At 68.3% G+C, this 12790-nt stretch carries 12 protein-coding genes; all 12 read left to right on the plus strand.

Annotated features, from left to right (window positions below; all coding sequences use genetic code 11):
* Positions 1–669: an ATP-binding cassette domain-containing protein gene (locus ACLIIZ_RS12670; RefSeq protein ID WP_416692597.1), complete on the plus strand. Its 669-nt coding sequence runs from the start codon at positions 1–3 to the stop codon at positions 667–669.
* Positions 666–1925, plus strand: coding sequence for an ABC transporter permease (locus ACLIIZ_RS12675; protein WP_416692599.1), 1260 nt, complete (start codon positions 666–668; stop codon positions 1923–1925). Before ACLIIZ_RS12670 ends, ACLIIZ_RS12675 begins: the two co-directional genes overlap by 4 nt.
* A gap of 11 nt (positions 1926–1936) precedes the next feature.
* On the plus strand, positions 1937–2509 hold the full coding sequence (locus tag ACLIIZ_RS12680; protein WP_416692601.1) for a DUF3299 domain-containing protein: 573 nt from the start codon (positions 1937–1939) through the stop codon (positions 2507–2509).
* Complete coding sequence (locus tag ACLIIZ_RS12685) at positions 2506–3366, plus strand: ZIP family metal transporter (protein ID WP_416692603.1); 861 nt, start codon at positions 2506–2508, stop codon at positions 3364–3366. Before ACLIIZ_RS12680 ends, ACLIIZ_RS12685 begins: the two co-directional genes overlap by 4 nt.
* Positions 3367–3473: 107 nt before the next feature.
* Positions 3474–4397, plus strand: a complete 924-nt coding sequence (locus ACLIIZ_RS12690) for a mitochondrial fission ELM1 family protein (protein WP_416692605.1) — start codon at positions 3474–3476, stop codon at positions 4395–4397.
* Positions 4379–5533, plus strand: a complete 1155-nt coding sequence (locus tag ACLIIZ_RS12695; protein ID WP_416692607.1) for a glycosyltransferase family 4 protein — start codon at positions 4379–4381, stop codon at positions 5531–5533. The genes ACLIIZ_RS12690 and ACLIIZ_RS12695 overlap by 19 nt, the downstream gene beginning before the upstream one ends.
* On the plus strand, positions 5517–6791 hold the full coding sequence (gene tviB, locus ACLIIZ_RS12700; protein ID WP_416692609.1) for a Vi polysaccharide biosynthesis UDP-N-acetylglucosamine C-6 dehydrogenase TviB: 1275 nt from the start codon (positions 5517–5519) through the stop codon (positions 6789–6791). The genes ACLIIZ_RS12695 and tviB overlap by 17 nt, the downstream gene beginning before the upstream one ends.
* Positions 6778–7518, plus strand: coding sequence for a hypothetical protein (locus ACLIIZ_RS12705; RefSeq protein ID WP_416692611.1), 741 nt, complete (start codon positions 6778–6780; stop codon positions 7516–7518). Before tviB ends, ACLIIZ_RS12705 begins: the two co-directional genes overlap by 14 nt.
* 44 nt (positions 7519–7562) lie before the next feature.
* Positions 7563–8318, plus strand: coding sequence for a glycosyl transferase (locus ACLIIZ_RS12710; protein ID WP_416692613.1), 756 nt, complete (start codon positions 7563–7565; stop codon positions 8316–8318).
* Positions 8311–10206 carry an ELM1/GtrOC1 family putative glycosyltransferase gene (locus tag ACLIIZ_RS12715; protein WP_416692615.1) on the plus strand — a complete coding sequence of 632 codons (1896 nt, stop codon included), beginning with the start codon at positions 8311–8313 and terminating at the stop codon, positions 10204–10206. Before ACLIIZ_RS12710 ends, ACLIIZ_RS12715 begins: the two co-directional genes overlap by 8 nt.
* Positions 10203–11012, plus strand: coding sequence for a glycosyl transferase (locus ACLIIZ_RS12720; protein ID WP_416692617.1), 810 nt, complete (start codon positions 10203–10205; stop codon positions 11010–11012). Before ACLIIZ_RS12715 ends, ACLIIZ_RS12720 begins: the two co-directional genes overlap by 4 nt.
* Positions 11013–11239: 227 nt before the next feature.
* The gene (locus tag ACLIIZ_RS12725; protein WP_416692620.1) at positions 11240–12637 is read left to right on the plus strand and encodes a sodium:solute symporter family protein; all 1398 of its coding nucleotides are present in this window, start codon (positions 11240–11242) and stop codon (positions 12635–12637) included.
* Positions 12638–12790: the final 153 nt, after the last annotated feature.

Below are 12790 nucleotides of genomic sequence, written 5' to 3' on the forward strand. Positions count from 1 at the left end.
ATGGCGATCCGCATCGACGATCTGCTGTTTCGCTGGCGCGCCGCCGCGCCGCCAGCCGTTCGTCTCGAACACCTGGCCGTCGCCGCCGGTCGCAGTTTGTTCCTGCACGGGCCGAGCGGCGCCGGCAAGAGCACCTTGCTCAACCTGATCGGCGGCGTCCTGCAGCCCGAGCGCGGCCGCATCGAATTGCTCGGCCAAGCGCTCGGCGCGCTGTCGGCGGCGCGGCGCGACGCTTTCCGCGCCGACCATCTCGGTTTCATCTTCCAGCAGTTCAACCTGCTGCCCTGGCTGTCGGCGCGCGACAACGTGCTGCTGCCCTGCCGCTTTTCGCGGCGTCGCCGGCAGCGCGCCGACGATCCGGCGGCCGCGGCGGCGCGCCTGCTGGCGGCGCTCGACCTGGAGCCCGCGGCGACGGCGGCGCCCGCCGGCGAACTGTCGGTCGGCCAGCAGCAGCGCGTCGCCGCGGCGCGCGCGCTGATCGGCCGGCCGGAAATCATCGTCGCCGACGAGCCGACCTCGGCGCTCGACGCCGCCCGCCAGGATGCCTTCATCGAGCTGTTGCTGGGTGAGGCGAGGGCGGCCGGCAGCGCGCTCGTCTTCGTCAGCCACGATCTGCGGTTGGCCAGGCATTTCGACGACAGCCTCGCCCTGGCCGGAGGCGAGGCATGAACGCACTCTGGCGGCTGGCCCTGGCCAGCGCCTGGAACCGTCGCCTCAGCCTGGGGCTGACGCTGCTCGCCGTGCTCCTGGCGACGACCCTGCTGCTCTCGGTCGAACGCATCCGCCAGGCGGCGCGCGACGGTTTCGCGCAGTCGGTTTCCGGTACCGACCTGGTCGTCGGCGCCCGCAGCAGCCCGGTGCAACTGGTGCTGTATTCGGTGTTCCGGCTCGGTGAGGCGACCAACAACCTGAGCTGGGACAGCTATCGGAAGATCGCCGCCGACCCGGCGATCGCCTGGAGCGTGCCGCTGGCGCTCGGCGACTCGCACCGCGGTTTCCCGGTGCTCGGCACGACGCCGGCCTATTTCGACCATTACCGCTACGGCGACCGCCAGCCGCTGCGCTTCGCCAGCGGCCAGGTTTTCTCCGGCATCTTCGACGCCGTGCTCGGCGCCGAGGTGGCGCAGCGCCTGGGCTACCGCATTGGCGACCAGATCACGCTGACGCACGGCGACGGCGGCCTGGCCGGCATGGAACACGCCGACAAGCCGTTCAGTGTGGTCGGCATCCTGGCGCCGACCGGGACGCCGGTCGATCGCACGGTGCATATCGGGCTCGCCGCCATTGAGGCGATCCATCTCGACTGGGTGGGCGGCGCGCCGCTGCCGGGTTTCTCGGTCGGCGCCGACGTGGTGCAGAAGTTCGACCTGACGCCGCAGTCGATCACCGCTTTCCTCGTCGGCCTGCACCGGCGCGTCGAAGTTTTCCGCCTGCAGCGCAATATCAACCAATTCGCCGGTGAGCCGCTGCTCGCCGTGCTCCCCGGCGTCGCCCTCGACCAGTTGTGGCAGACCGTCGGCATCGTCGAGCAGGCCCTGCAGGCGGTGTCCTGGCTGGTGCTGGCGGTCGGTCTGGCCGGGCTGATGGCGACGCTGCTCGCCGGCCTCAACGAGCGGCGGCGCGAAATGGCGATCCTGCGCTCGCTGGGCGCCGGACCGCGCCATATCCTTGGCCTGTTGCTGCTCGAAAGCGGCTTGGTCAGCCTGCTCGGCGCGTTCTGCGGCCTCGGCCTGCTCAGCCTGTTCGCCGCCAGCGGCGACGGGCTGCTGCTGCGCTTCGGCCTGGCGGCGCTGCCGCTGGCGCCGAGCCCCGCCGAATGGCGCCTGCTCGGCCTGGTGCTGGCTTGCGGCACGCTGGTCGGCCTGCTGCCGGCCTGGCGCGCCTACCGCCTGTCGCTCGCCGACGGCCTGACGCCGCGCTCCTGAAGGACCTCGTGATGCAACGATTACTGCTCCTCCTGCTACTCTTGCCGCTCACCCTGTCGGCTGCCGATTACCGCGTCGGCGAGCGTCTGGCCGCGGGCAAGGGCAACCTCCAGGGCTTCCGCGAACTGATGTGGGACGACCTGATGCCGGCCGACTGGGACCCGATGGCGGTGTTCAAGGGCGTCGATCTGAAGCGGCTGCAGGATGCCGATCCCAAGGCCAGTGAACTGCTCGCCAAGGTGCGCAAGGAATGGGACAAGGCGCCGGTCGAGCGCAGCCTGAACGGCCAGCGCATCCGCATCCCCGGGTTCGTCGTGCCGCTCGAACGCAAGGGCGACGACATCCTCGAATTCCTGCTTGTGCCGTATTTCGGCGCCTGCGTCCATGTTCCGCCGCCACCGTCGAACCAGGTCATCCTGGTGGTGCCGGCCAAACCGGTGCGCGGCATGCGCACCATGGAGACCTTTACGGTCAGCGGCACCCTGACGCTGCAGGGCGGCGACAGCGGCATGGGCATTTACGCCTACCGTCTCGCCGCCGAGCGGGTCGAACCCTATCAGGTCCCACAAGGAAAGAAGAAATGACTACCCTGAGCATGATCCTCGTCGCCTGCCTCGCCGGCGGGCTGATCAGCATGGCCGCCGCGGCGCTGGTGGTGTTCCGCCTGTCGCGGCAATCGACGGCGATCCTCGTTGCCTTTGCCGCCGGCGTCATGTTGTCGTCGGCCTTCCTGCACGTTCTGCCGGAAGCCTTCAATGCCTTGCCGCCGGTCGATATCCATGCCGGCCACGACCATGCGCCCGACGACCAGGCGGCAATCGCCGCCGAGGCCGCCGCCGACCATGAGCACGAGCACGAGGGGCACGACCACGGCGGTCCGTTCGCAACGCTGTTCGCGCTGATGCTGGGCACGCTGTTCGCGTTTTTCGCCCTGGAGCGTCTGGCGCTGTGGCGGCATTCGCACGGGGATTGCGCCGACCATGAGGGACACCACGCGACGACCACGGCGCCGCCGCTGATCCTGATCGGCGATGCCTTCCACAACTTCGTCGATGGCGTGCTGATCGCCGCCGCCTTCATCGCCGACCCGATGCTCGGCGTGACCACGACGGTCGCCATCATTGCTCACGAGGTGCCGCAGGAAATGGGCGATTTCGTGCTCCTGCGCAACGCTGGCTGGAGCAACACCAAGGCCTTCGTCGCCAACGCCGGCTCCAGCCTGAGTTCGCTGCTCGGCGGAGCGCTCGGTTTCTTCGCGCTGTCCACCGCCGATTTCGTGCTGCCTTACGTGCTGGTGATCGGCGCCTCGAGCTTCATCTACGTCGCGCTGGCCGACCTCTTTCCGCTGCTGCACAAGCAGGGCGAGAGTTTTTTCCGGCAGATCCTGCTGATCGCCGCTGGCGTCGCCGTCGTGCCGCTGGTCGGGATGTTTGCCCACTGAAGCCCAAGCGTCACATAGACGTTATCCAGCTTTAACGGCTTTGTCACCGAGCCTGCCGACAATAGCTCCGCACGTCCCACCGGGACAAATTCAGGAGCGAAAACGGCATGAACGGCAATTCCGGCTGTGTCATCTGGACCATCACCGACGGCAAGCCCGGCCATCTGCAGCAGATTCGGGGCTTGCTCAAGGCGCTGCGCCAGCAGTTGCCGGTGCGCGAGATCGAACTGCGCGCGCTGCCGCCGCTGCAGGCGCTGGCCCATCTGGCCGGCGGCAGCTTTCCGCCCGGTGAAGGGCTGCCGGTCCCCGACCTGATCGTCGGCGCCGGCCACGCCACCCACCTCAACATCCTCGCCGCCAAGCGCGCCTACGGCGGCAAGACGGTGGTGCTGATGAAGCCCAGCCTGCCGCGCCAACTTTTCGACCTCTGCCTGATCCCGCAGCACGACGGCGTCGCGCCGTCGAAGCAGGTGATCCTCACCCAGGGCGCGCTCAACACCATGCAGCGCTCGGTCGCCGCCGACCCCAACGTTGGCCTGATCCTGCTCGGCGGCATTTCGCGCCACTACGTCTGGCAGGACGATGAAATCCTGGCGGCGGTCGGCAAGCTGGTCGCCGCCACGCCGCAGGTCCATTGGACGCTGACCACCTCGCCGCGCACGCCGGCCTCGCTGCTCGACGGCCTGCAAGGGCTGGCGCATGCCAATCTCGAGGTCGTCCCCTTCGCGCGGACCACGCAAGGCTGGCTGCACGAGGTGCTGGGCTGCGCCGGCCAGGTCTGGGTAACGCCGGACAGCGTGTCGATGGTCTATGAGGCGCTGACCTCGGGCACTGGCGTCGGCGTTTTCGACTTGCCGACGCGCCATTCCAGCCGCGTCGTGCGCGGTCTCGAACGGCTGGCGCAGAGCGGTTGGGTGACGCGCTTCCAGCACTGGCAGGCCGGCCAGTCGCTGCCCCATCTGAACGGCCAACTCGACGAAGCCGCGCGTTGCGCGAAGTGGATCAAGCAATTTTGGTATCCCAACGCCTGACCGTCCTGCAAGTCCTGCCGGCGCTGGAAAGCGGCGGCGTCGAACGCGGCACCCTGGAAGTGGCGGACCACCTGGTCCGCCAGGGCCATCGTTCGCTGGTCATGTCGGCCGGCGGGCGGCTGGTTGACCGGCTGATCGGCGAGGGCTCCGAACATTTCGCCTGGCCGGTCGGGCGCAAGTCGCCGCTCACCCTGCGCCTGATCGGTCCGCTGCGCCGCTTCCTCGCCGAACAGAGGGTGGACGTGCTGCACGTGCGTTCCCGTCTGCCGGCCTGGATCTGCCGGCTGGCCTGGCAGGGCATGCCGGCCGCGACACGGCCGCGCCTGGTGACGACGGTGCATGGCTATTACTCGGTCGGCGCCTATAGCGCGGTGATGACGCGCGGCGAGGCGGTGATCGCGGTGTCGGATTCGATCGCCGCCTACCTGCGTGCCAATTACCCGGCCTGCGACCCGGCGACCGTGAAGGTCATTCCGCGCGGCATCGATCCGGCGCTCTATCGCCCGGATTACCGGCCGTCGCCGCAGTGGCTGGACGACTGGCGGGCGGCCTGGCCGCAATTTGCCGGCAAGCGCCTGCTCGTGCTCGCCGGCCGCATCACGCGGCTCAAGGGGCACCACGACTTCATCGCCCTGATCGCCGCGCTCAAGGCCAGCCACCCGGACATCCACGGCGTCGTCGTCGGCGAGGCCGACGCCCGCCATCTGCCTTACCTGGCCGAGCTGCAGGCGGCGGCGAAGGCGCAGGGTGTTGCCGATCACCTCACGTTCACCGGCCACCGTGGCGACCTGCGCGAGATCTTCAGCGTCAGCGCGCTGGTGCTGTCGCTATCCACACAGCCGGAAGCCTTCGGGCGTACGGTGCTGGAAGCGCTGGCGCTCGGCGTGCCGGTCGTCGCCTACGCCCATGGCGGCGTTGCCGAACTGCTCGCGGCGATGTTCCCGGCCGGCCAGGTGGCTCCGGGCGAGCGCGACGAACTGATCGAAACCTGCCGGCGCGTTCTTGCCGGCGATCACCGTCCGGCGCCACTGCCGGACTCACTGGAGCTGCAACACATGCTGCAAGATACCCTGGCGACTTACCAGGAACTGGTCGCCGCGCGCGAGAAAGGCGGGCAACTTGCATACGCTCGCTGACGCCCGCATCGCCATCATCGGCCTCGGCTACGTCGGTCTGCCGCTGGCCGTCGAGTTCGGCCGCTATCTGCCGACGCTGGGCTTCGACATCTGTCCGCGCCGGGTAGGCGAACTCGGCGAAGCGCACGACCGCACGCTGGAGCTGACCGCCGACGAACTGCGGCAGGCGACGCAGCTACGCTTTTCCTGCGACGCCGCAGCGCTGCGCGACTGCAACACCTACATCGTCACCGTGCCGACCCCGGTCGACGCCAGCAACCGGCCCGACATGGGCCCGCTGCTGCGCGCCAGCGAGGCCATCGGCGCGGTCATCGCGCCCGGCGCCGTGGTCATCTACGAATCGACCGTCTATCCCGGCGCCACCGAGGAAGTCTGCATTCCGGCCATCGAGCGCGTTTCCGGGCTGGTCTATAACCGCGACTTCTACGCCGGCTACAGCCCGGAGCGCATCAACCCCGGCGACAAGCAGCACCGGCTGACCAACACGATCAAGGTCACCGCCGGTTCGACGCCGGCCGCCGCCGCTTACGTCGATGCCCTCTACGCCAGCATCGTCAGCGCCGGCACGCACCGCGTCGACAGCATCCGCGTCGCCGAGGCGGCGAAGGTGATCGAGAACACGCAGCGCGACATCAACATCGCGCTGGTCAACGAACTGGCGCTGATCTTCAACCGCCTCGACATCGACACCGAGGCGGTGCTGCGCGCCGCCGGCACCAAGTGGAACTTCCTGCCTTTCCGCCCCGGCCTGGTCGGCGGTCACTGCATCGGCGTCGATCCCTACTACCTGACGCACAAGGCCGAAGCCGTCGGCTACCACCCGCAGGTGATCCTCGCCGGCCGCCGCATCAACGATGGCATGGGCACCTACGTCGCCGAGAGCGTCGTCCGCCTGATGCTGCGCCGGCGGATCAACGTCGTCGGTGCGCGTGTCCTGGTCCTCGGCCTCAGCTTCAAGGAAAACTGCCCGGACCTGCGCAACACCAAGGTGGTCGATATCGTCCGTACCTTGGCCGGGCTCAACGCCGAGGTCGATGTCTACGACCCCTGGGTCGATGCCGACGAGGCGCAGGCGGAATACGGCATCACGCCGGTCGGGCAGCCCGCCGGCCCCTACGATGCGGTGGTCGTCGCTGTCGCCCACCGCCAGTTCGCGGCCCTGGGCATCGCCGCGATCCGCGCGCTGTGCCGGCCGCAGGCGGTGATCTACGACGTCAAGCACCTGTTCCCGCGCGAGGCTGTCGATGGCCGCCTGTGAGGAAGCGCTCAACGTCGTCTGCCTGAAATGGGGGACGAAGTACGGGCCGGAATACGTCAATCGCCTGTACCGCATGGTCGCGCGTCACTTGCAACGACCGTTCCGCTTTCATTGCCTGACCGAATTCCCGCAGGGGCTCGACCCCGCCGTCGTCGTGCTGCCGCTCGACTGCACGCCGGGGCTGAGCGGCTGGTGGTACAAGCTTTCCCTGTTCGCGCCGGAATTCCACGGCCTTTGCGGGCCGCTGCTCTATCTCGACCTCGACCTGGTGATTGTCGGCAACATCGATTTCCTGGCCGATCAGCCGGGCGATTTCGTCATCCTGCGCAACTGGTCGCTCAACCCGATGTGGAACAGTTCGGTGATGCGCTTCACGGTCGGCGCCCATGCGCAGGTCTGGGAACGCTTCCAGGCCGACGCCGACGGCGTCATGGCGAGCTGCAACGGCGACCAGGAGTGGATTTACGAATGTCTGCCGGATGCCGCCAACTGGCCGGCGGAGAAGATCGTCTCGTACAAGAAAAGCCTCGACTCGCGCGCCTTCCCCTGGCTCGCCAAGCTGGGCGGCGAGCGGCTCGGGCTGCGCGCGCCGGGCTGGCTCGATACGCCGTTGCCGGCGACGGCGGCGATCGTCGTCTTTCACGGCAAGCCCGATCCGGCGGACGTGGCATGGCGCGCCTATGGTTTCTGGAAGCGGGCGTCCTTCGTCGCTCGCCATTGGGTTTGAGCCCATCACAAATAAAGGCAGGCAAGGTGAAACAGGTACTCTGCATGAAATGGGGCCAGCTCTACGGCCCGGAATACGTCAACCGGTTGTACGCGATGGTGCGCGCCAACATCGCCGGGCCCTTGCGCTTCGTCTGTCTGACCGACGAGCGCGCCGGCATCCGGCCCGAGGTCGAATGCCACGATTGCCCGGAAATCGCCTTGCCAGCGCCGTACAACCGGCGCGGCTGGCGCAAGCTGACGACTTACGCCGCCAGCGAACAATTGTTCGGTTTCAGCGGCCAGTGGCTGTTCCTCGACCTCGACGTGGTAATCCTCGGCAGCCTCGACGATTTCTTCACCTACCAGCCGGAGAAAAGCTTCGTCGTCATGCGCAACTGGACGCAGCCCGGGCGCAACATCGGCAACACCTCGGTCTACCGCTTCACCGTCGGCGCCGACGAATACCTGCTCACCCGCCTGCTTGCCGAGCAGGACGCGATTCTGGCCACCTTCCGCAACTCGCAGACCTACATCTCGCGCACCGTGCGCGAACTGGTCTTCTGGCCCGACGCCTGGTGCGTGCTGTTCAAGACGCACTGCGTGCCGCCCTGGCCGCTGCGTTTCTGGAAGACGCCGACGCACCCGGCCGACGCGCGGGTGGTCGCCTTTCCCGGCGTGCCCAACCCGCACGAGGCGGTCGACGGCCGTTGGCCGGCACCGGCCTGGAAGAAGAGCTACAAGTTCATCCGCCCGGCGCCGTGGATTCGCGCCGCCTGGGACCATGCCGAAGCGCGCGCGGCGGAGCGGGCGCTTGACTGAAGTCTCCCGCATCCTGGTCATCGACGAAGGCAGTCCCGGTCACCTGGTGCAATCGCGCGGGCTGGCCCGGGCGCTGGCGGCGCATTGCCGGGCCGATCTGGTCGAATACCGGGTCCGCCTGACCCTGCGCGGTTTTCTGCGTCCGCTGTTGCGTCTGGCCGGCACGCTGGCCCGGCGTGGCCTGTCCGACCGCCTGCTGCGCCTCGCCTACCAGCTGCCCGCCGAGCCACCGCCGCCGGCCGGGGTGATCGTCGTCAGCGGCGGGCGCGGCTTCCACTATGCGGTCAGCCTGGCCCGGCGCAGCGGTGCGAGGCTCGTCTATTGCGGCGATCCGGCGCCGCTGCCGGCGCGCTGGTGCGATGTCGTGCTCAGTCCGCAGGTCGTGCCCGGCCACCCGCGCAGCATCGCCAGCGGCCTGTTGCTCACCGACATCGCGCCGGGCGAAATCGCCGGTGCCGGCGCCGGGCTGCGCGCGGCCTTCGCTCAAGGCGGCGGGGCGCGGCTGGCGGCGCTGCTGATCGGCGGCGATTCGCGCAGCCATCGTTACACGGCGGCCGACTGGACGCAGTTGGTCGAGGCGGTCAACCGGCTTGGCGAGCAGGGCTGGCGCTGGCTGCTGACGACTTCGCGGCGTACGCCGCCCGAGGTCGAAGCTCGCCTGCGCCGCGAAATCAGGGCCGACTGGCTGGTCGGCGCCGTCTGGTGGCACGCCGCACCGGAACGCCTGCTGCCGGCTTTCCTCGATGCGGCAGAGATCGTGCTGGTCACCCGCGACAGCCTGAGCATGCTCAGCGAGGCGGTCGCCGCCGGCAAGCCGGCCGTCGCACTACGCCCGCAGACGGTCAGTCCGGCGCCGGTGATCGATGCGGCACTGCGCCAGGCGGGGCGCGAGCGCAGCATGCGCGAGGTGGCGTTTGCCGATCTCGCCACGCGGCTGCAGGGGCCGGACAGTGCACCGGAAAATTACGCTTTGCCGGCCGTCGACCTCAGGCTTGCGCTGGCCCGTGCGACGGCCCGCCTGCTTGCGGTCAACCCGCCGCCGACGGAAAAAACGCCGGTCTTCGGCATCGTCGTGCCGACCTGCAACCGGCCGGCCCACCTGATCGAAGCGATCCGTTCGCTGCACGCGCAGACCTATCCGCACTGGAAGATGCTGATCTGCGACGACGCTTCGCGCGTCGATTACGCGCCGGTGCTGCCCTGGCTCGCCGACCGCCGCCTGCGCATGATGCGCCTCGAAAGCAACGGCGGCCCGAACCGGGCGCGCAACCTGTGCATCGACCGCGCCTGGCGCGAAGGCTGCGATCACATTGTCTTCATGGACGACGAGGACCGCCTCGAACCGCGTGCGCTGGAGGTCGCGGCAGCGATGCTGGCGGCGCATCCCGAGGCCGGTTGGCTGATCTCCAACACCTGCGGCGACAGCGAGCCCGGGCAGCGCGCGATCACGGCGGAAGGGCGGGTGGACTGGTTTGCCGATTACGTTTACGGGCGCCGACTGTACGGTGCCAAGACCCACGTGATCGCCCTCGAGCGGCTGGCCGGCATCCGTTTCGACGACATCCTGCGCGGCGAAACCTGGCACTTCTTCCAGCCGCTGGCGGCGCGCACGCGAGCCTGGGCCTATCCCTTCCCGAGCCGGCGCATCCGCTATCGGGACGACGGGACCACGCAGACCAACACGCGCCATCCGCAAAGCTGGCGCGAAATCCATTCGCGCTATGCGCGCCATCTGCAGGCGATCCGCCTGCGTCCGCAATGTTCGGCCGCCTACCGTCACACCCTGCTCGAACTGCTCAAGACGCCGCAGCGTCTCCTGCGCCTTGTCCTGGCGGCGACGGGCAGGGGGCCGGTCGGGCGGACGGAATCTCCGAAAGGTACGTCATGAACGACCGCAAAGTCCTTTGCATCAAGTGGGGCACGCGCTACGGCCCGGAATACGTCAATCGCCTGTATGGCATGGTGGCGCGCCAGCTCACGCCGCCCTTCGATTTCGTCTGCTTCACCGACGACCAGCACGGTATCCGCCCCGAGGTGATCTGCCACGACCTGCCCGACCTCGGTTGTCCGGTGCCGACCAACGCGCCTGGCAAGTTTCGCAAGCTCGCATTGTGGAACGCCGACCTCGCCGGCCTGCGCGGCACCGCGCTCTTCCTCGACCTCGACGTGGTGGTCACCGGCCCGCTCGACGAACTGTTCGCCGTCGGCCAGCCCGACGAGGTGATCCTCGCGCGCAACTGGATCAAGCCACTCGAACGCCTGGGCCAGACTTCGGTCTTCCGCTTCCCGATCGGCGGCCATGCCTACCTGCTCGAAGAATTCCGCGCCGACCCGGAAGGTTTGGCCGGGAAATTCCAGTTCGAGCAGCGCTACGTGACCAAACGCGTGCGCGGCGGGGTCCGCTTTTTCCCGTCCGCCTGGGTGCGCCATTTCCGCCTCGACTGCCTCGGCCCGTGGCCGCTGCGCTACCTGCGCCCGGCGCGCCTGCCGCGCGATGCGCGCATCGTCATGTTCCCCGGCAAACCCGACCCGGCCGACGCGATCGCCGGCCGCTGGTCGGATGCCGTCGCGCATGCGCCACCGTTGGCCCACCTGGCCGGCCTGTTCGACGCGCAGCGCGGGCAGCCGCTTGGCCGTCACCTGAAACGCTATTTGCGGCCGGTCGACTGGGTCGCCGAACATTGGCGGGAGTGAGCATCAGCAGCGCCAATCGGCCGTCCCGCTGCGCGGAAAATCACCAAGGGATGCGCTGATCGGGGAATCGGCGGTTGCCAGGCGGTCGGGTTTGTGCGATTTTCCGGGGTGATGACAAGGGCACATGCCGGCGCGGGCGCGCCGCGGCCACGAACCCTCTGGCGGCGCAAGGCTGCCGCGGGCGTGGTCGATCTTCTTTGCCGTCGTCACGCAACGAAAGCTCCGTCATGCTCGATCACCTGATCATCCTGGTCTATCTGTCCATCGTGCTGTACATGGGTTATGCCAGCCGCAAACTCGGCAGTTTCCGCGAGTTCGCCGTGTCGCACGGTAATTACGGCTGGCTCGCCATCTTCTGCACGCTTTCCGCGTCCTTCATCGGCGGCGGCTTTTCCACCGGCAACGCGGCCAAGGTCTTTTCCAGCGGCCTGGCCTATCCCCTGGCGCTGATGGGCTTCAGCCTGCAGATCATGCTCGTCGCCTGCTTCGTCGCCCCCCGCATGCACCGCTTCCCCGGCGCCATCTCGGTCGGCGACCTGATGGAGCCGGCCTACGGACGGCGGGCCAGAGTCATCACCGGCATATTCTCGATGCTCATCTGCGCCGGCATCCTGGGCGCGCAGATTGGCGCCATGGGCGCCATCTTCAAGGTCTTCCTCGGCATTCCGCCCTTGCTCGGCATCCTGGTCGGCGCCGGCATCGTCTTCTTCTATTCGACGCTGGGCGGCATGGCGGCTGTGGTCAGGACCGACATCCTGCAATTCTGGCTGATCATCCTCGGCATTCCCCTGGTGTTCATTTTCGGGGTGGCCGAAGTCGGGGGCTGGGCCGCCTTCGTCGCCGGCATTCCGGCCTCCCACCTGGAGATCATCGGCGAACAGCGCTCGCTGCTTTCCTTCCTCTCCCTGTTCCTCGTCTTCATGTTCGGCGAGACGCTCGTGCCGCCCTATCTGCAGCGTCTGCTGCTCGGCCGTAGCGCGTCGGATACCGCCAAGGGCAATTTCTGGAGCGCCGTCGTTTCCGTGCCCTTCTTCCTGATCGCCGGGGCCATCGGTCTGGTGGCATTGCAACTCGATCCCGGCCTGCAGGCCAACCTGGCGCTGCCCGAAGTGGTGCGGCGAGTGATGCCGGTCGGCCTGGCCGGGCTGATCATCGCCGGCGTGCTGTCGATCGTCATGTCGTCGGCCGATTCCTTCCTCAACGCCTCGTCGGTGGCTCTCGTGCAGGACGTCACGCGTCCGTTGCGGCGGACGCCGCTCGACGAACGGCAGGCGCTCAACATCGCCCGCCTGGGCAATCTGCTGACCGGCGTGCTCGCCCTGTTGTTCGCCCTGCTGATTCCCAATGTGCTGGATATCCTGGTGGCGGCTTACGACTACTGGGCGCCTTCGATCCTGGTGCCGCTGGTGGCGGTGCTGATGGGCTGGCGCACGACGCCGGCCGCCTTCTACGCGGCGGTGGCGGCCGGGGTCGCCGGTACCCTGGTCTGGCAGTACGTGTTGCAGAGTCCCGGCCAGATCCAGGGCTTTGTCGTCGGCACCGTGCTCAATCTCGTGGTCTTCACCCTGGCGACACGCTTCGGCGCGCTTCCGGCTACCCAGCCGGCACGCAGTGGCGGCGAATGAGGCGGCGTAGCGCGCATTCGCGGTGAGTTCGTGTGCGACAATTTGTCGCATCATCTGCCCTCGCGGAGTCGCTACCATCGCGGCCATGTCTTCTCTTTTCCAACTGGCCGGCGGGGCGAGCCGGTGTCCGTGCCTGCCACGGTCGTCCGCTCG

The sequence above is a fragment of the Azonexus caeni genome (genome assembly GCF_048146105.1).
Lineage (GTDB): Bacteria > Pseudomonadota > Gammaproteobacteria > Burkholderiales > Rhodocyclaceae > Azonexus > Azonexus aromaticus_B.

What these genes read in the sequence shown, in the direction of transcription:
- ACLIIZ_RS12670 (WP_416692597.1), top strand. Translation starts at nt 1, where the DNA reads ATGGCGATCCGCATCGACGATCTGCTGTTTCGCTGGCGCGCCGCCGCG.
- ACLIIZ_RS12675 (WP_416692599.1), top strand. Translation starts at nt 666, where the DNA reads ATGAACGCACTCTGGCGGCTGGCCCTGGCCAGCGCCTGGAACCGTCGC.
- ACLIIZ_RS12680 (WP_416692601.1), top strand. Translation starts at nt 1,937, where the DNA reads ATGCAACGATTACTGCTCCTCCTGCTACTCTTGCCGCTCACCCTGTCG.
- ACLIIZ_RS12685 (WP_416692603.1), top strand. Translation starts at nt 2,506, where the DNA reads ATGACTACCCTGAGCATGATCCTCGTCGCCTGCCTCGCCGGCGGGCTG.
- ACLIIZ_RS12690 (WP_416692605.1), top strand. Translation starts at nt 3,474, where the DNA reads ATGAACGGCAATTCCGGCTGTGTCATCTGGACCATCACCGACGGCAAG.
- ACLIIZ_RS12705 (WP_416692611.1), top strand. Translation starts at nt 6,778, where the DNA reads ATGGCCGCCTGTGAGGAAGCGCTCAACGTCGTCTGCCTGAAATGGGGG.
- ACLIIZ_RS12710 (WP_416692613.1), top strand. Translation starts at nt 7,563, where the DNA reads ATGAAATGGGGCCAGCTCTACGGCCCGGAATACGTCAACCGGTTGTAC.
- ACLIIZ_RS12720 (WP_416692617.1), top strand. Translation starts at nt 10,203, where the DNA reads ATGAACGACCGCAAAGTCCTTTGCATCAAGTGGGGCACGCGCTACGGC.
- ACLIIZ_RS12725 (WP_416692620.1), top strand. Translation starts at nt 11,240, where the DNA reads ATGCTCGATCACCTGATCATCCTGGTCTATCTGTCCATCGTGCTGTAC.